Raw genomic sequence first — 18965 nt, forward strand, 5'->3', positions numbered from 1 at the left:
CGGCTCAAGAGTTTGCCGCCAACTTCCTTCAGATTCCACCTCACGATGGACACCCTTGTCTTTGGCTAACGGTTCCTACTACCAAGTCCGTAGGAGACTTTCACTCCCTAGACATAACACATGCCCGGCGCACAATAAAAGGAAACCGGAAGCAAGACCGGTTTCCCCGTTAAAACATTATGCTTTTAACAATTTAGCGTTTATCGCAACAATAATCGTACTCAAGCTCATCAACACTGCGCCGACTGCCGGACTGAGAATAATGCCGATGGGTGCCAGCACACCTGCTGCAAGCGGGATGGCCACAATATTATAGCCTGCCGCCCACCACAGGTTCTGAACCATTTTGCGGTATGTTTTGCCGGATAGATTCATCAAAGCAACAACATCTTTCGGATTGCTTTTAACGAGTACAACATCGGCCGACTCCATCGCCACATCGGTACCGGCTCCGATGGCAATTCCCAGATCCGCTGTAGCCAGTGCCGGCGCGTCGTTTACACCATCACCTGTCATGGCAACTTTCCAGCCTTTCTCCTGGATTTTCTTCACTTGGTTCGCTTTGTCATCCGGCAATACTTCGGCATATACCTCATCAATCCCCAGTTGGTTTGCCACCCAATCAGCAACTTTTTGGTTGTCGCCGGTCAGCATGATGGAATGAATTCCCTCGTCTTTGAGTGATGCGATTGCTTCTTTGGCGGTTTCCCGGACCATATCCGCAAGCGCAACCATACCGATCAGTTCGTCATCCAACAGCAGAAAGACAACGGTTTTGCCTTCTTCTGATAACTTTTCGAACGTATGCGTGTCATAATCCATGTTGTTATCATCGACATAGCCGGGGCTGACAACATTTACTTTCTTGCCCTCAATTTTGCCTTCAATACCTTTGCCGGTGATTGATTCAAATTCATCAATATTTTTCAGTTCAAGCTCTTTTTCATTTGCTGAGTTGACAATGCCGGCCGCAATCGGATGCTCCGAATTCTGTTCGAGACTGGCTGCCCATGTCAGGACATCTTCTTCTTCATATCCTTTCTGCGGTACAATATTTGTTACACCGAATTCGCCTTTGGTCAGTGTACCCGTTTTGTCGAACACAACGGCATTTAAATTACGGGCACCTTCAAAGTTGGCACGGTTGCGGATCAGGAGTCCCTGTTTGGCGGAAATCGACGTGGAAACCGCAATAACAAGCGGTGCTGCCAGTCCAAGTGCGTGCGGACAGGTAATGACCATCACAGTGACCATCCGCTCCAAAGCAACATCAAACTGATACCCGAGCATCAGCCAGATAAATAATGTGATGAGCCCTGATGCAAGGGCAACGTAGAAAAGCCATTTGGCGGCACGGTTTGTCAGATCCTGTGTTTTTGATTTTGATTCCTGTGCTTCCCGGACTAACGTAATAACCTGGGAAAGGTACGAATCTTCACCGGTTTTTTCAACCCTGACTTTAATCGAGCCTTCTTTATTAACCGACCCGCCGATCACTTCATCGCCTTTTTCCTTTTCGATCGGTACCGATTCACCTGTCAGCATCGACTCATCAATCGCTGAATTGCCGTCATAAATCGTCCCGTCGACCGGTATTTTTTCGCCGGGTTTGACGAGAACATTATCGTCTTGTTCCAATTCTGAGGTCGGCACGTCGGTCACATTGCCATCCTCATCGAGTTTATGTGCTTCATTTGGCATGAGTTTTACCAATTCTTCAAGGGCATTGGATGCGCCCATGACCGACCGCATCTCAATCCAGTGACCGAGCAGCATGATATCAACCAATGTGGCCAGTTCCCAGAAGAAATCCTTTCCTGCCCAGCCGAAAACAGTCATTGAACTGTACCCGTATGCGACAAGGATGGCAAGACCAATCAGGGTCATCATCCCTGGGTTTTTGTTCTTCAGCTCGCTGATGCCGCCCGTAATGAACGGCCAGCCGCCGTAGAAGAAAACGAATGTTGCAAGCACGAACAGGATATACTGATCAAATGGAAAACGCCAATCGACACCAATAAAATTCTGAATCATCGGTGACAAAATTAAAATAGGTATGGTAACGATTAAAGATATATAAAATCGTTTTTTGAAATCACTCACCATATCCCCATGGTCGTGATGGCCGTGACCATGATGATCGTCTCCCTGATGATGGTCATGGCTGCCATGATCGTGATTGTGATGTTCATGGTCAGAATGATGTTGATCATGGTAATTGTGTCCATGTCCATAGTGCCTGCTTTGATTTCTTTCATAATCATTTGTCATTTCTGAATCTCCTTTCTGAATCTATACGATTGTTTTTTTATTTCTCAATTATACATATACCCCCTACGGGTAATATTAAACTAAAAGCACATTATTGTCCAATAATCTCCTCAGACCACTTAGTGACTGGTGCAGGCTTTCACGATTGCGCCACGCGATTAATCCTGTCTTCTTCCTTTTTCCCTTTCGCCCCACTCCAATACATGTTCATTAAAAAACCGGCAAAAAATATCGCCGGTTTTTTCTTATCGATCTATCCTTTTTGTGCCTTAATCGCATAGTGTTCTGAATCCGGATAAAATAGCTCCGTATCAAACCCATGATCTCTCAGCATACTTTCCATTTTCGTTGAAGGGATTCTTATTTCAAGCGGCGGACCGGATTCTGTTTCAACTGCTTCCCAATCCATTAGCAGAAGATATCCTCCCGGTCTGAGAATCCGTTTCATTTCCTCAATGGTCCGGTTGATACTCCCCACTTCATGAATGACAAATGTATTTAAGACCCGCGTCACTGAGTCGTCAGGAAGATTAACATGTTCAAGATCGCTCACAACGGTTTTAATGTTCCCGATGTTTTCTTTTTCAGCATTTTGGTTGAGCCGTTCGAGCATTTCCGGTTCAACATCCACAGCGTAAACATCAGATTCGGTCAGCCTGGCCAGAGGAATTGTAAACAATCCTGGACCCGCACCCAAGTCTGCAACCGTATCATCACTGTTAACGTTCAAATGGTTAATGATTCTCTCAGGCTGTAATTGTGCTTTGCGTTCGTCACTCACTAATTTATCAGCATTTTTAGGATTAAATCTTTTCTCTGTCATCAATTATCACCTCTGATATGATAGTTTACCATTCTTGATTGATCTTAACACCAATCAGCTCTTTTAAAAGAAATCCATCCAAATTTTAACGGCAGTACCCAAAATGAGCACAGCCAAAATTCCCTGCAAAATTTTCGTATTCATCCGTTTTCCAGCATTCGCTCCCAGCGGCGATGCGATCAGGCTGGCAACGATCATTACAACTGCCGGGATGAACAAAATCTGTCCTGTCATGATTTTCCCCGCAGTCGAACCAATTGATGAAATGAACGTAATCGCCAGTGACGATGCGATGGTCATGCGTGTCGGAATCTTTAAAACAAGAAGCATGATCGGCACTAAAATAAATGCGCCTGCTGCTCCAACAATACCGGCGCCAATACCGGTTATAAATGCCAGAGAGGCCGCAAGCCACTTATTAAATGTGACCTGTTCGAACGGGATATCGTCTATTTGTTTCTTGGGAACAAACATCATAATGGCTGCAATTAAAGCCATTAAACCATAGACAAAGTTGACCCCGCCATCTGTCATAAACCGTGATCCATATCCACCGATAAAGCTTCCAATAAGAATGCTGATCCCCATATAAATGATAAGGGTTTTGTTCAGGTAACCGCCCTTCCGGTATGCCCAAACACCGCCAATTGTAGCAAACAGCACTTGAACGGCGCTGATGCCAGAAACTTCATGAGCTGTAAATGCCGATAACCCTAATAAAGGCGGGATATATAAGAGCATCGGATATTTAACGATTGATCCGCCAATCCCTACCATTCCGGAAATAAATGAACCGGCAAATCCAATCAGAAATAGAACAACGATAAAAACGAGACTGTATTCCATCTAAACTTTCCCTCCCAAAAGAAGGGGGCCCCAGCATCTGGGGTCTCCATTACGCTTTTTTAATCCAGAATTTCAAGACGTCATCTCCTTGTGCTTCATCCACCAGTTCATGGCCTCCGGAGTTAGCCCATGCTGCCAGGTCGCTTTTGGCTCCTTTATCTGTTGCATGAACTTCCAGAATTTCACCTGAGTCAATTTCTTCGATCGCCTTTTTCGTTTTCACAACCGGCATTGGGCATGCGATGCCGGTTGCATCTAATACTTTTACTGCTTCCATCATAAGTTCCTCCTTATTAATTTATTGCATTTTTATAATTACACAGTTGTTCATTTACGCTGTATTCCGGGGAATTGCGCCAGCCCCGGAATATTAGCCATGCACTGCACAGCGATTTGGTCCAATTTCCATTTCGCGTTGTTTTTCGTCTTCCGGATTCATTTTACCCATATTGGTCTGGCGAATATTATCGTGTTCATTTGGCTGCGGCGGTAGATTTTCAGTTACCATCTTCCGGAATTCTTGTTCATCCTCCACCTTTAGACCTGAGTTACGCTGATACAAATCACCAATCCTTGCCTTGACACTGCCGTCTTCAGCCATCTCTTCTACAAATGAATAGTGAGCAGGCAATACAATCAAATCATCAGACAACACTTTATAACGGCTGTACAGCGTCTCACGCAGGTCGCCAACCCAGTCTTCAGCTTTACCGGCCAGATCCGGACGTCCGATTGATTTCACGAATAGAATATCACCTGTCATCAAGTATTGATCATCAATAATCAGCGACGTGCTTCCAATCGTGTGCCCCGGTGAATAAAGCGGCTGCACCTTTATGGTTGTATTGCCGACGGTTATATCATTGCCTTCTTCCAATGGCGCATAATCAAATGTTACTTCAACAGCGTCTTTCGGTGGCAAATGATACGTTCCACCAGTATTTTCGGCAAGCTGACGACCACCTGAAATATGGTCAGCATGAAGATGGGTATCGATTGTATGCTTGATGGTGACACCTTTCCCTTCAGCAAACCGTTCATAAATGTCGGTCATCCGGTTGGCGTCAATAACCGCTGCTTCATTTTCTGAAACAGCCATATACGACAAACAGCCCTTGCCAAGGCGGACAAATTGATAAAGACTCCCGCCGCCGTTCAAGTCCGCAATTTTAACCGGTTCGAGGTGTTCACTCCAGGCTTTCATGCCGCCTTCCAGATCATGGACATTGGTAAATCCTTCTTCTTCCATCATTTCAGCGACCATTTTGGATGAATTTCCTTTTGCACAGACCACAATGACTTCCTGATCCTTATTCAATTTTTTAGTAATCGGATCAAGGCCATCAAGCAGATTAAAATACGGCTCATTGATTACTTCGACACTGTCCCCCTCAATTTTCCAGTCATCCACATCATCCTTATTCCGCACATCGAGAATCAATGTTTTTTCACGATTGACTACGCGCCTTGCCAGTTCTTGAGTCTTAATTGGTTGTGACAACTATTTTCCTCCTTTTTTAAAATGTCAGTGACATATCGGCATCTTTGGCAAATTCAATAAATGTTGCCGCTCCGCCGACTTCAACACCACCAACAAACGCTTCTTTTTCCAAATTCATGACATCCATTGTCATTTGACAGCCAATCAGTTTAACACCCATTTCCTGCGCCATACTCAGCAAATCACTGATTGACGGCACGTTCGCCTTCTCAAAACCTTCCTGAAAATGTTCTTTTCCTTCAGGCAGCGGCAGTTTTTTATGCGCTTCTTTGTGGATCAGGTTCAGACCTTCAAACGTAAAGAAAATGCCTACCTCTTTATCAGATGCTGCAGCAGCAGTTGCGATATTGAACACTTTATATGCATCAAACAAATCTCCATTTGCTGCGATGATTGCGACGCGTGTATTGTTGCTTTCCATTGTTTATTCCTCCTTGTGAATAGTTATTTCCTACTTCTCTACATCTTCATCCCATTGAAGCATACCGCCGTCAACATTGGTGACCTGAAAGCCTTGAGCATCAAGAAATTCACTTGCTCTGCCGCTTCTTCCACCGGAACGGCAGACCATGTAATAGTGTTTGTCCTTGTCAATTTCGTCCAAACGTTCAGGCACCTCTCCTAGCGGGATATGCTTTGCGCCCGGAATCTTACCTTGTGCCACTTCGTCATCTTCCCGGACATCAATTACATTCACGCCCTCATTGTTTTTAATTTTTTCCGCCAATTGTTTGGTAGTTATTTGTTTCATAAGATTACCTCCTCAAAATTTTAAATACAGATAGGGGCAGGGGTATATTATAGTTTTTTAAAAAAGGTTAGTGTTGGTCACTAAACCTATTTTTACTTTATACAGTATTCGGCAAACTCGTCAATTTCAACTTTTTATCTGCTTTTGACAAGCAAATCAACTGCTTCTTTGACAAGGTCTTCCGTGCTTTCACCATTTTGCTTCTCTTCCCGGATGCACTGTTCAAGGTTCTGACTCACAATGACTGCGGCGGTGCGATCCAGCGCATTCCGTACAGCTGTCATCTGCGTCACCACATCCCGGCATTCTTTATTCTCATCCATCATTTTCGTCAAACCTCTAAGCTGACCTTCGATACGCTTCACACGATTTTTGACATCTGTACCGTATTCCATGATGGTGTCCCTCCCTTCTTTCTTCAAAAATTCCTTTAGTATAAGCCCTTTACAGCGATATGCTCGTTTTATTTGAATCTGTCTTTTCAAGGACACATTCATCATATACCCCTATAGGTATTTTGTCAAACACTAAATTTTTCAGTATTATGGACTCCTTTTTCATGCTGCATGCATACCCTGTACTGATTGACTAAACGCATGCGACATGCTATCGTTTGTGGGTATCAAATGACGGCTTTTTAAACAAATTAAAAGGAGAATCTTTTCGATGTAAGTTAAAATCCCCCATCAGAATCAAAAAATACTACTAAATAAAAATGGAAGGGATTTTTTATGGGTATGCATAATGAAGTGAAAAAACGGCGAACTTTTGCAATCATTTCGCACCCGGACGCCGGGAAAACAACTATGACCGAGAAACTTCTGCTGTTCGGCAATCTGATCCGTTCAGCCGGTACTGTTAAAGGAAAAAAGTCAGGAAAATTCGCCACATCGGACTGGATGGAAATTGAAAAGCAACGCGGCATTTCAGTGACATCGAGTGTGATGAATTTCCCATATCAAGGACATCAGGTAAATATTCTCGACACCCCCGGGCACGAGGATTTCAGTGAAGATACGTACCGGACACTTACTGCTGTGGACAGTGTTGTCATGATTATTGATGCGACAAAAGGAATTGAAGCACAGACACTTAAATTATTCAAAGTGTGTAAAATGCGCGGCATCCCTATTTTTACATTCATTAATAAGCTTGACCGCGAAGGCCGCGAGCCGCTTGAATTGCTGGAAGAGATTGAGGAAGTGCTCAATATTGAAACATATCCAATGAGCTGGCCTGCTGGCATGGGCAAACGATTCCTCGGTACATTTGACCGGTACGGACAACAATTTATTCAATACAATGGGAATGAGGAAGAGACCTATATTCCCTATGAAGATCTGGATAAACCGGAATATGAGGAGCTGGTATCTAATGCGACCTACCAGGCTTCCAACGATGAGCTGGCACTGGTTGAGGAAGCAGGTGATCAATTTTCACTCGATGCCGTTTTATCCGGCGAGCAGACACCGGTCTTTTTCGGCAGTGCACTGGCTCCGTTCGGTGTGCAGAATTTTTTCGATACGTTCATTTCGATGGCACCGGAACCCGCACCGCGCAAATCAACGGAAGGTGTCATTTCACCGGATAACCCGGATTTTTCCGGCTTTATTTTCAAAATCCAGGCCAACATGAACCCGAATCACCGGGACAGAGTCGCTTTCCTGAGGGTTTGCTCCGGGAAATTTGAACGCGGGATGAGTGTGAAACTGGCACGCACCGGAAAACCAATCAAATTGGCGCAGTCACAGCAGTTTGTAGCTTCTGACCGTGATACGGTCCAGGAAGCATATGCCGGTGATATTATCGGCGTTTATGACCCGAACGCATATCAAATCGGCGACACGCTGCTGGAAGGGAAAGATTTGTTCGAATATCAGGAGCTTCCGCAATTCCCGCCGGAGCAATTCCAGCGTGTCACGGCTCAAAACGTCATGAAAGCCAAACAGTTTAAAAAAGGAATTGAGCAGCTCGTCCAGGAAGGCGCCATCCAACTGTATAAACATTACCGTTCTGAATCATACATTCTCGGAGCGGTCGGTGAACTGCAATATGAAGTCTTCCAGTACCGCATGCGAAATGAGTACAATGTGGAAGTCATGCTCGAGCCAATTGGTGAGCGGGTTCCCCGTTGGCTGAAGCCTGAGCAGGTTGATCCATCGATGTATGACGAGCGCAATATGCTGGTCCGGGACCGCTCCGACAATTACGTCGTCCTGTTTAAAAATGAATTTTCCATGAACTGGTTCAAAGACAATCATCCGGATATCGAATTAACTGATCTGTTTGATGTAAACCAGTATGATCAAACAACATAATAATAGGTGGGCGCACAGAATTTCTACCGTGAGATTCTGTGCGCTTATTTGTTTTTGAATCGTGATTGTTCTGCTCTTTTATTGATGCTGTTTCTTTTCTAGTGATATTTCCGTTCTTCTGTTGATATTTCTGGTTTTCTGCAGATATTTTCGCGCTTCTGCTGATATTTCCGTTCTTCTGCAGATAACACCTCCCTTCTGTTGATACTTGAACGCTTCTGTCGAAATCTTCCCCCTCTTCTGTAGATATCTCTCCACTGCCCGTAATTCCGTTTTCCACCGTTACGAACAAAGGCCCGGGGCGCCCGTTTAGCGACGTGCGGACTGCGCTCAGCGCTGCAGGTGGGTCGGCGTTGCCGCGCATCGCGGCGGTTTTAGCCGATCTGCTCCACTGGCCGCAGGAGATAAAGGAAACATGCCCCTCATAGGGGGTATGCCGACGTTGGGCGCAAAGCCCGGGTTTAGTCGGCCTTCCTTGAACTTCTGGAATCGCTGTTGACTTATCGGACGGAGGTGAAGGAAGTCACGCTACAGCTTTAGTGCTGGAGCCGGACGTGACAATTTTTGATAAAGCATTTGTAGAGCCAAAAATTTATACTTACTTATATCATAAAAAACGGCCGTCTCAAAAGCTCACCTTTTGAGACGGCCGCCTAATGCCAGGATTAAAATCAGGAAAGTTTCCCGGCATTGGATTAGCTGATTCAGCTCATCGTTGGGATAGCGCTATCCCGTACAGCTATATATTCCGGACGCTTTTTGCCGCCCGAATACGGCTCAACTAAGCGATTTTCAACACTATTGTACACCATGAACAAATTGTTGCGCGGGTATGGTGTTATATTGCTTGTTGACCCATGCATCGTATTGCATTCAAACAGAGTGATGGAGCCAGCTCTTCCTGTCGGCACGGAAATACCGCCGCCTTTTTCAGCAAGCCAGCTCAGACTGTCTTCATCTGGTACACCGAATTTCTGTTTTTTCAACGATTCCTTATAGTTTTTATCAGGCGTTTCCCCTACACAGCTGACGTAGTAGTTCTGGGACCCCGGTATAAGCATCAAAGGCCCGTTAAATGTATAGTTGTCGGATAAGGCAATTGATAAACTGACCGCCCGCATCCGCGGCATGCCATCTTCAACGTGCCATGTTTCAAAGTCGGAATGCCAGTCAAATTCCTTCCCTTTGAAACCCGGCTTATAATTAATACGGGATTGGTGTATATAAACATCGCTTCCCAGCAAATGGTTCACGATGTCAAGTATCCGCTGATCATTTGCAACGTCTTTAAAGTAGTTGTCGTCCTTGTGTACATGAAAAATTGAACGGATGTCATCACTTTCCGGTTCACGGATCACTTTGTCGGAAGTGACATCTTTGTTCGAATCCTGCAATTCAAAAATGGCTTTCTGCATGTCTGTAACTTCCTCATCTGAGAAGAAATTCTCAATCTGCAAAAACCCATTTTTTTCATAGGAATCAAGCTGTTCTTTTGAAATAGGGGCTTGATTATCTTTGGATCGATCCGTGTGTATCACAGGGTCCTTCCGTTCTAATATCTCCGGCTGGTCCTTTTTTCGTGATGGATAAAGATCTTCCATTCTAACAACACTCCCTATTAAAATTTTTCACTTTAACGATATATGCTATTAAGTTTCCTGGTTAGCCGGGAAACTTTCCTGCATGGTTTTAACGACACCTCAACCTTCTTAATTAACTCCTAAATTCCCTAATATAAAAAACCTTTTAAAATTATTGTATAATTGAACCCTGATTAATGCAAATGTTACGAAAAAACTGTCTTATCATGCGACATTTAGCCAGATAAGACAGCACAGACAATTTATTTTTTCTTTGTCCAGTTTTTCTCTTTATCAATCTTTAGCGCTTTGTAAAATGAAGCAATCATCAGCAGCATAATAACTGAGAATGGAAGAGCTGCTGATATTAACGCATTTTGCAAGGCCTGCAGACCGCCTGTGTAAAGCAATACAGCTGCAATTGCCGACTGTGCAAATCCCCAGGTGAATTTTACCTTGGTCGGCGGTGACATCGAGCCATTGGTCGTCTGCATACCCAGGACAAATGTTGCCGAGTCTGCTGATGTAATGAAAAAAGTACTGATCAAGAGTATGCCTATAATCGATAAAATCATCCCGAACGGCAATTGATCAAACATCGCGAATAATGCCTGTTCATCCGGCAGTCCGGCAATATCAGTTCCATTATTTTGGGCTTCAATGCCTGAGATGCCAAATGCTGAAAACCATAAAAAACTGACGACAGACGGCACTATCAAAACACCGGCCAAAAATTCCCTTATCGTCCGTCCTTTTGATACACGGGCAATGAAAATCCCAACAAACGGGGACCAAGCTATCCACCACGCCCAGAAGAAGACCGTCCAGTCCAATACCCATTGCCGTTCATCATCGTCATTCGGTGCCAATCGGAAACTCTCAGAGGGCAGCTGCTGCAAATAGGAACCAATCGTGTCCGTAAATGAATTAATGATATATAAACTTGGACCCAGAATTAACGTGGCCAGAAATAGTATTCCACCCAATCCCATATTGGCATTACTCAAATATTTAATACCCCGGCTGAGTCCGGTATATGTTGAAATCATAAATAAAACAGTCACAATCAGAATAATAATGAGCTGAACCCAGAACGAAATGGGAATATCAAACAGGAAAGAAATACCGCCATTAATTTGCGTGGCGCCAAACCCTAGAGTTGTGGCCACACCTACTATAGTTGCGAACACAGCAATGACATCGACGAGCTTTCCCCATCCCCCTTTCATTCGCTCCCCAAACAGCGTTTCCAGTGAAGCACTGACCAGACCGGGCTTTTCATGACGGAACATAAAGTATGCCAAGACAAGTGCAATGACCGCATAAATTGCCCAGGCATGGATTCCATAATGAAAAAACGTTACGCGCAATGCATCTTCCAGTGCCTCCGTTGAACCAGACTCAGCTGTGGGAGGCGTTTTTATATAGTGGGAAACCGGTGATGCAACGCCGTAAAACACAAGACCGATCCCCATGCCTGCACTAAAGAGCATGGCCAGCCATGAGGTGTAAGTAAATTCCGGTTTTTCACCGGCTCTTCCAAGCTTGATTTTTCCATAAGGACTAAAAACCAAATATAAACAAAATAACACAAATAACGTGACGATTAATAAATAGAACCAGCCAAAATGAGCAGATATATACCCCATGATTGACCCTGAGATACTTTCAAAGCTGTCCGGTGTAATGACCCCCAATACTGATAATGCAAGTGTAAGTATCAGAGTGATCCAAAACACCATTGTTACCTTCTTCATATCTTTCAACCTTCCTATTCACATGGTTCGTATAGTTTTTCTGATCTGTATCTTTTCTATGCAAACATATGGAATCAATGGTCAGACAGGAAGCTTGAAAGCAGATTTATTTGTTTTCGGGGGCATATCCCTTAAACTGTCATTAGCAGAAAACGAAAGAGGTCTGACAGTCATGAAACAATTCTGGAGCGACGTTATTCAATATCGGGGCACCCACTATGATTTTGGCTATACACAAGGGGAACAGCTCAGGGACTCACCCATTCTGATTAACCGCAGAAAACAATGGGGACCCAAAAAAGACCGGCATTTCCTCATAAATCCCGATGAGGTAACACAGGCCATCCGCATATTTGCACCCGGTGTCTGGGACGAAATCCGCGGACTGGCAGATGCACTGCAATTGAATATGGAAGAGGCCATCCGCATGTTTGGCGGCTATTATCTGGAATATAATCGAAGCGGCTGCTCGATTTTTACGGATTCGGATTACATGATCCGTAATTATGACAGCCACCCGGTTGGCTATGAAGGGCGTTATATGGTTTATCAGCCAACTGACCAGGGGTATGCCGTCATCGGACCATCGATGCAGATTACCGGGCGGGTTGATGGCATGAACGAAAAAGGCCTTGTTATGGGGTATAATTTTACCCATCGCAAACAGTCAGATGACGGTTTCCTTTGTAATATGATTGGACGAATGATTCTGGAAACATGCGCCAGCGTTGAGGAAGCTATTTCCCTGTTGAAAAAAGTTCCGCACCGGCACTCATTCAGTTATGTTTTGCTTGATAAAAGCGGTGAATCTTATGTAGTAGAGGCATCGCCAAGAGAAGTTGCTGTGCGCAGATCGAATGTATGCACCAACCATTTTCATCTGCTCGATGAGGAAAACCGCTACCGGCAGGAAGAGTCGCGGCACCGGGAAACCGAAATTCAGGAACAACAGCAGTACACAGCTGACCCATACGAGGCTTTCCGGGTGATGAATGATTCAGATAAGGACATCTACTCATTCAAATATGATGCAGCAGCCGGAACGCTTCATACGGCAGCCTATTTTCCAAAGCAGATGAAAGCCTGGTTCGCTATTGGCCCCGACAGAAAACCGATTATTTTCGACTTCAATAAGTGGCTGCAAGGAGAAAAAATCAACGTCAAACGTATCAAAGGCGAGCTTGATTATCCTAAGCCATTTGTGAATATGGCCTTGCAATAGTATAACACCTCTACGTTGCCATAGCTGGAAGAGGAGTAAGGGAGCAGACGCTGGAGTAGTTATTTAATCAACTGACAGGATTTGATGAGCATAAAGATGTTGCCCGGGACTTTACAGGGAATGTTGGAGTGGGAAGATCGTAATGAATGAGTTCTGGTTTTATCGATAAGTTTCGGCATCTATGTTTGGGGTGCTCTTACTTTTAATTCCGCTCCTGCACGTTTTGACGCCGCTCCCGCACGTTTTACGGATTGATTAAAAAGCTGCGACATGGTGTTTACACCATGTCGTAAGTCTCACTCTGAAAAAACTTCTTCCAGCATTTTATCAACATGAATTTCTGTCGTGTTCAAAAGCGGAATATCGACATCTCCGTCTTTCAGAATCATTGGCAGTTCCGTGCATCCTAGAATCAGACCATCCAGTTGTTCTTCCTTGATCATTTTATTGATGATTTTCAGAAACGCCTGCTTCGTCTCGTCCTTCACAATGCCATTTTCCAGTTCATCCACAATCCGCTGATGAATAAATTGCTGGTCTTCCTCAGAAGGTGCCACAATATTTTTGCTGCCTGATTTAAATGGTTTTTTGAAAAAGTTATGCTCCATTGTAAACTTCGTGCCCAGCAGACCAACATTTTGCAGACCTAATTCATCCGCTTTGTCATATGTTGCTTCTACAATACTGATCATTGGAATCGTCACATATTTTCGGATTTGATCAAACACGATATGTGGTGTATTTGCGGAGACGACAGCGAAGTCAGCCCCGATTTCTTCCAGTTTTTTCGCTGCAGCGCCTACATATTCACTAAGGTCATCAAGCCGGTCTTCGCTGATAAATTTAAAAACATGATACATGTTGATGCTGTTAATAAACAGTTCCGGCAATGTCTGTTTACTGTTCATCCGATCCTGATATTTTTGAATGTATGATTGGTAATAATCTACAGTAGACTCAGGCCCCAGCCCGCCGACAATTCCTGCACATTTCATCATATCCTGTCCTTTCACTGAGTAATTTAATCGGAAAACTTACCTTATGGCTATGTTATCATACATTTTTACCAGACAATAATTATGTACAATAAAAACCTTTCCACCTTACTTACATGATGTCTTTTGCGTATTTGTAATGGGATATAACATAAATAAACCCAGCAATTTTCCACATCTGAAATTACTGGGTATTATCAGTCAGTTTGCAAACCTTTTTAGGTATGTTCCATTAATGCCGTGTTGTTAGAGGTTGTTCAAAAAGTCCGATAAGCATGACACATCACACGAACTGTCATGCTTTATTTGTGGAATTATCACCTTCACTCGATGTGTCCGATTTCTCCGATTCAGAGTCATTATCATCCATGATATCATTGGTTGATTTTTTAAATTCACGAAGCGTCTGACCGGCAGCATTCCCGATCTCCGGCAATTTCTTTGGCCCAAAAATAATCAATGCCAAAACAACAACAAGAATTAATCCTGGAATTCCGATATTTGCAATACCCATTAATGCTCACCTCCAACCCTGTTTAGTCTTATCATGCAGCAATTTTATTATGGCTTATACATTCTGTTACAATTCTTTTCCTATATCCTATTAATGTCAATACTGCTTTATTCCCGCTATAGATGCACATTACCTTTTACCGGTACCAGTTTCCTAACCGTTTTAAAACATTGATACATATTTTGGAAGATGCCGGGAAGTCTAAGCTTAACGTTCAGCTTACCAACCGTATGAAGGAGGGTTATGCCATGTCAGATAACCATGATGGAGATAACGAAAACGGCGTAAATGAGAACAATACGGAAACTGCTCCTGATGAAAGCCGGCGAAAATTCATTAAAAACACCGGAATGGTCGCTGGCGGTGTAGTCGGCGGGTCATTACTCGGCGGTTTTTTGACCAATCAGTTTCAATTGGGAACGGAAACTGAAAATGATAACACCCAAACGGATAACTTGCAGGAAGCCAGAATGTTTTTCAGTCGAAAAGAAGACTTCGACGTTTTAAAAGCAGCAACAGAGCAAATTTTTCCCGAAGACGACAATGGTCCAGGTGCTGTGGAACTAGGTGTGCCTTATTTCATCGATAAACAGCTGGCCGGTTATTGGGGCGTTAATGCCAAAGCTTACATGAAGAATCCGTTCCGGCAGACAAAAGAAGCTGTCGATGATTACGCCAAAAAGGATGGAGATCAGGACAAACAAGGTCCTGATTCAGAGACACAGCCACCGACACCTACCCCACGGTATCAGACAAAATTAAACAGAGGTGATTTATTCATTGCCGGCCTGAGAAAAATGAATCAGGTGAGTAAAGATAAATTTGATACCAAGTTTACAGAGGCAGAATCAGAGCAGCAGCAAGAAGTCATGAAAATGTTTGAGAATGGAGACGTAAAAATGAGAGGTGTTTCGTCCATTACTTTTTTCAATCTGCTCCAATCGACAACAATAGAGGGAGTATATGCCGATCCGGTTTATGGCGGCAATAAGAATATGCAAGGATGGGCGATGAAAGAATACCCGGGTCCTCGCATGGGTTTCTTACAAGAAATTGAGAGTGAGGAATTTATTAAAAAAGAACCTAAAAGTTTGAGGGATTATCAGACGTAACATTTATTCTGACGGAGGTATAGCAAATGGCAAAGAAATTGGATAAAGTGGATGTCGTTGTCGTAGGTACCGGCTGGGCCGGCGGCGTCGTATCTGCAGAACTTTCCAAAGCGGGTTATCAGGTTGTTGCATTGGAACGCGGCGAAAACAGAAATACAGCAGACTATACAGGCGTGAAGGATGAGCTGCGCTTTACCAACCGCTATCAAATGATGCAAAATCTATCACACGAAACAATAACCTCACGCAACACAATGGATGAAGAAGCGTTGCCGGTCCGTACACGTCAAGAGATGATGGCCGGAACAGATCTTGGAGGCGGTGGTGTTCACTGGGCAGGTGCTACATACCGTTTTATGCCTTATGATTTTGAGATTTACAGTAAAACAGTTGAACGGTATGGAAAGAGTAAAATACCGGACGGCATGACCATTCAGGACTGGGGGATTACGTATGATGAGTTTGAAAAATACTATGATCGCTTTGAAAAAACGGCCGGATTATCCGGTGAACAGGATCCCATCGGCGCAGAACATTCCAGTGATTATCCCACGCCGCCAATGAAGGAAACACCGAATCTTCGTCTATTCAAAGATGCAGCGAAAAACTTGGGTTATCACCCTTTTCAAATTCCGTCATCCAACCTGTCTGAAAGATACGAAAACCCGGATGGACAAGTTATCAACCAATGCCAGTATTGTTCTTTTTGTACACGGTACGGATGTGATTTTGGAGCGAAATCTGATCCAGTTGTGACTGTCATACCTGCAGCAAAGCAAACTGGAAATTTTGAGCTGCGAACTGAATCCTATGTCCGACGCGTACTGCATAACGATGGTAAAGCCACAGGCGTCATGTATGTAGACACCAAAACCGGTGAAGAATTTGAGCAGCCTGCTGATGTGGTTGTTTTATCCGCCTTTACATTTACGAACAACCGGTTACTGTTACTGTCCGGGATAGGTGAACCATATGATCCGGAAACAAGAAAAGGCGTGATTGGCAGAAACTTTAATGGACAGTTCAACATTACATTTCTTGGAGCCAGAGGATTTTTCGATGAGAAGAAGTTTAATCTGTATATGGGAGCCGGAGCATTGGGGGCTACTTTCAGCGATTTAGCCGGCGATAATTTTGATCATAGTGATTTGGACTTTATCCATGGCGGTGGTGTGGAAATCAGACAGTACGGACACGGCCCAATCGCAAGTAACAAGGTCCCCAAAGGCACACCAAAATGGGGCAAGGAATTCAAGGATAAATCAATCTTTTATACAAACCGCAATTTGGTCGTATGGTATACACCTGCTATCATGCCATGGTGGCACAATTACACGGACCTGGATCCAACGTACAAAGACGATTTTAATGACCCGCTTCTGCGCATTACCAATAAATATACCGACCAAGATCGTAGTATCGCAAAATTCGGTGTAAAAAAATGTAAGAAAGTGATGGAAGAAATGGGTGCTGATATTGTAGATGAAGATGAGGTCCCTTACGAATTTGATCACATCTATCAGGGCGGGCATTACGCTGGTGGTGTCATTATGGGTGATGATCCTGATACATCAGCTGTCAATAACTATCTGCAAATGTGGGACGCTGAGAACCTCTTTGTTGTTGGCGGATCGGCATTTCCGCATTTTGCAAACCGGCACCCGACAGCAACGATCGGCGCCTTAGGATACCGTGCCGCCGAAGGAATCGATAAATACCTTAAAAACGGCGGGGGCAGTCTGGTTTAAAAAACAGTCCCCGTCTTTCTCTAAGACTTGGTCTGACATGCTGTATTCGTCTTCCACTGACAATCGTAACAATAAAATTTCAGTTCATTTACCAGCCCGGAAATTTTCTGCTGTTTAGAACACTAGAATTACTCCAATACTATGGGATAAAACATGAACGATATACCGGCATCTGAAATGACAGCATAAATTGGAACGCCTCATTTGTTGGTAAAGTGAACAGAAAGGAGAAGTTAAAATGGTGACGTCAACAGAAGAAAAAACGATTCATTTAATCATAGAACGGCAAAAGGATCCTGAATCCGAGCCATATAAAGAAGAATTCTCAATCCCTTACAGCCCTAACATGAATATTATTTCAGCACTCATGTATATCCAGGAAAATCCGGTCAACAAAGACGGTAAAGAAACCATTCCAATTCAATGGGAAATGAGCTGCCTTGAAGAAGTGTGCGGAATATGTTCGATGGTAATCAACGGCGTCCCCCGTCAAGCCTGTTCTACGCTGATCGATGAAATTGAACAGCCGGTCCGAATAGAGCCAATGCGTACATTTCCAGTCGTAAGGGACCTTATCATTGACCGTGAGAACATGTTTGATTCGCTAAAACAGGTGAAAGCATGGATACCGATTGATGGTACATATGACATCGGGCCAGGTCCGCGGATGAATGAAAATAAACGTCTCATGGCCTATGAACTTTCGAAATGTTTTACGTGCGGTGTCTGTCTGGAAGCATGTCCGAATGTTAATGATAAAAGTGAATTCATGGGGCCGTTTGTCTTCCCTCAGGTACGACTTAAAAATGCCCACCCAACCGGCGAAATGAACAGCAATGAACGGATTGATGGATTTATGGAAGATGGCGGTCTGCAGGGATGCAGTAATTCGCAAAACTGTGTGCAGGTTTGTCCCAAAGGCATTCCGATCACCACATCCATTGCCGCAGTCAACCGGGAAGCAACCCTGCAATCCTTTAAAAGTTTCTTTGGAAGTGATAATTATTAAGCAGCCCTTAGCCAGGCTGCTTTTTTTATCTACGCCCTTTCCATAAACTGCGACATAACTTAAGGTATAAGTTGGTGCGTCTTCTACCGCTCCGAAAATACACGCCGTTTTCCGCGGGTGGCTGGTGAGCCCACGGAAAGCGAGTATATTCCGGCTGCGTGGTTCTAACTTCTGGTTTGTGTCGCAGTTTCTACCAATTACCAGGGTTAAAGAGCAACATAATTTACGAAAAGAACTTTCTTAAAAACGCTGTTTAAAAAGTACGGTAAAATGACACGCCGGTGTTTCCAGTTCGTTTGTCTTTTCGCTACTCATGTATCTTAAATCCACACACTCCGCTCGCCAAAGCTACGCCGTCTTTTGTTTTTTCGCACTATAAAATAATAAAACCTATTTCTCATTTTAACAGAGAAACAGGTTTTAGACACTTTACAAACGTATGTTTTTCATTCCAGCAAACGGCCGGATAATAACGGCTGACGATCTATAAATGACCGATTTGTTCAACTAACATTCAG

The 18965-nt window shown here is 43.9% G+C and carries 17 protein-coding genes; 5 read left to right on the plus strand and 12 right to left on the minus strand.

From position 1 onward, the window contains the following. Positions 1-177: 177 nt before the first annotated feature. The 8 genes from VK097_RS12960 to VK097_RS12995 form a co-directional block, all read right to left on the minus strand. Positions 178-2271 (minus strand): heavy metal translocating P-type ATPase, encoded by a 2094-nt coding sequence (locus VK097_RS12960; protein WP_324212229.1) that lies wholly within the window; start codon positions 2269-2271, stop codon positions 178-180. Between the two features lie 253 nt (positions 2272-2524). Beyond that, positions 2525-3094 (minus strand): class I SAM-dependent methyltransferase, encoded by a 570-nt coding sequence (locus tag VK097_RS12965; protein WP_324212230.1) that lies wholly within the window; start codon positions 3092-3094, stop codon positions 2525-2527. A gap of 63 nt (positions 3095-3157) precedes the next feature. Next, entirely contained in the window at positions 3158-3940 is a 783-nt protein-coding gene (locus VK097_RS12970; protein WP_324212231.1) for a sulfite exporter TauE/SafE family protein, read from the minus strand. Between the two features lie 49 nt (positions 3941-3989). Then, the gene (locus VK097_RS12975) at positions 3990-4217 is read right to left on the minus strand and encodes a sulfurtransferase TusA family protein (protein ID WP_324212232.1); all 228 of its coding nucleotides are present in this window, start codon (positions 4215-4217) and stop codon (positions 3990-3992) included. 93 nt (positions 4218-4310) lie between these two features. Beyond that, positions 4311-5441, minus strand: a complete 1131-nt coding sequence (locus VK097_RS12980; protein WP_324212233.1) for an MBL fold metallo-hydrolase — start codon at positions 5439-5441, stop codon at positions 4311-4313. Between the two features lie 16 nt (positions 5442-5457). After that, the gene (locus VK097_RS12985) at positions 5458-5862 is read right to left on the minus strand and encodes a DsrE/DsrF/DrsH-like family protein (protein WP_324212234.1); all 405 of its coding nucleotides are present in this window, start codon (positions 5860-5862) and stop codon (positions 5458-5460) included. Between the two features lie 30 nt (positions 5863-5892). Beyond that, positions 5893-6192 (minus strand): rhodanese-like domain-containing protein, encoded by a 300-nt coding sequence (locus tag VK097_RS12990; RefSeq protein WP_324212235.1) that lies wholly within the window; start codon positions 6190-6192, stop codon positions 5893-5895. A gap of 134 nt (positions 6193-6326) precedes the next feature. After that, on the minus strand, positions 6327-6587 hold the full coding sequence (locus tag VK097_RS12995) for a metal-sensitive transcriptional regulator (RefSeq protein WP_324212236.1): 261 nt from the start codon (positions 6585-6587) through the stop codon (positions 6327-6329). Positions 6588-6923: 336 nt separating this feature from the next. On the opposite strand from VK097_RS12995, the gene VK097_RS13000 reads away from it, so the two are divergent. Next, positions 6924-8510: a peptide chain release factor 3 gene (locus VK097_RS13000; RefSeq protein WP_324212237.1), complete on the plus strand. Its 1587-nt coding sequence runs from the start codon at positions 6924-6926 to the stop codon at positions 8508-8510. Positions 8511-9214: 704 nt separating this feature from the next. On the opposite strand, the gene thpD is transcribed toward VK097_RS13000, so the two are convergent. Together thpD and VK097_RS13010 are read right to left on the minus strand one after the other, a co-directional pair. After that, a complete protein-coding gene (gene thpD, locus VK097_RS13005; RefSeq protein ID WP_324212238.1) occupies positions 9215-10111 on the minus strand; it encodes an ectoine hydroxylase in 897 nt (298 codons plus the stop codon). Between the two features lie 242 nt (positions 10112-10353). Further along, positions 10354-11847 carry a BCCT family transporter gene (locus tag VK097_RS13010; protein ID WP_324212239.1) on the minus strand — a complete coding sequence of 498 codons (1494 nt, stop codon included), beginning with the start codon at positions 11845-11847 and terminating at the stop codon, positions 10354-10356. Positions 11848-12019: 172 nt separating this feature from the next. Here VK097_RS13010 and VK097_RS13015 point away from each other — a divergent pair, with 172 nt between their 5' ends. Next, a complete protein-coding gene (locus VK097_RS13015) occupies positions 12020-13069 on the plus strand; it encodes a C45 family peptidase (protein WP_324212240.1) in 1050 nt (349 codons plus the stop codon). 296 nt (positions 13070-13365) lie between these two features. Here VK097_RS13015 and VK097_RS13020 read toward each other — a convergent pair whose 3' ends face one another. Together VK097_RS13020 and VK097_RS13025 are read right to left on the minus strand one after the other, a co-directional pair. Beyond that, positions 13366-14064 carry an aspartate/glutamate racemase family protein gene (locus tag VK097_RS13020; protein ID WP_324212241.1) on the minus strand — a complete coding sequence of 233 codons (699 nt, stop codon included), beginning with the start codon at positions 14062-14064 and terminating at the stop codon, positions 13366-13368. A 295-nt stretch (positions 14065-14359) separates the two neighbouring features. After that, entirely contained in the window at positions 14360-14578 is a 219-nt protein-coding gene (locus VK097_RS13025; protein ID WP_324212242.1) for a twin-arginine translocase TatA/TatE family subunit, read from the minus strand. A gap of 248 nt (positions 14579-14826) precedes the next feature. On the opposite strand from VK097_RS13025, the gene VK097_RS13030 reads away from it, so the two are divergent. From VK097_RS13030 to sdhB, 3 genes are all read left to right on the plus strand, one after another. Further along, positions 14827-15690 (plus strand): gluconate 2-dehydrogenase subunit 3 family protein, encoded by an 864-nt coding sequence (locus VK097_RS13030; RefSeq protein WP_324212243.1) that lies wholly within the window; start codon positions 14827-14829, stop codon positions 15688-15690. Between the two features lie 26 nt (positions 15691-15716). Further along, positions 15717-17438: a GMC family oxidoreductase gene (locus tag VK097_RS13035; protein ID WP_324212244.1), complete on the plus strand. Its 1722-nt coding sequence runs from the start codon at positions 15717-15719 to the stop codon at positions 17436-17438. Positions 17439-17676: 238 nt separating this feature from the next. Then, positions 17677-18447, plus strand: coding sequence for a succinate dehydrogenase iron-sulfur subunit (gene sdhB, locus VK097_RS13040; protein WP_324212245.1), 771 nt, complete (start codon positions 17677-17679; stop codon positions 18445-18447). Positions 18448-18965 lie beyond the last annotated feature (518 nt).

Source organism: Lentibacillus sp. (assembly GCF_035301675.1).
In the GTDB taxonomy this organism is placed as follows: domain Bacteria; phylum Bacillota; class Bacilli; order Bacillales; family Amphibacillaceae; genus Lentibacillus.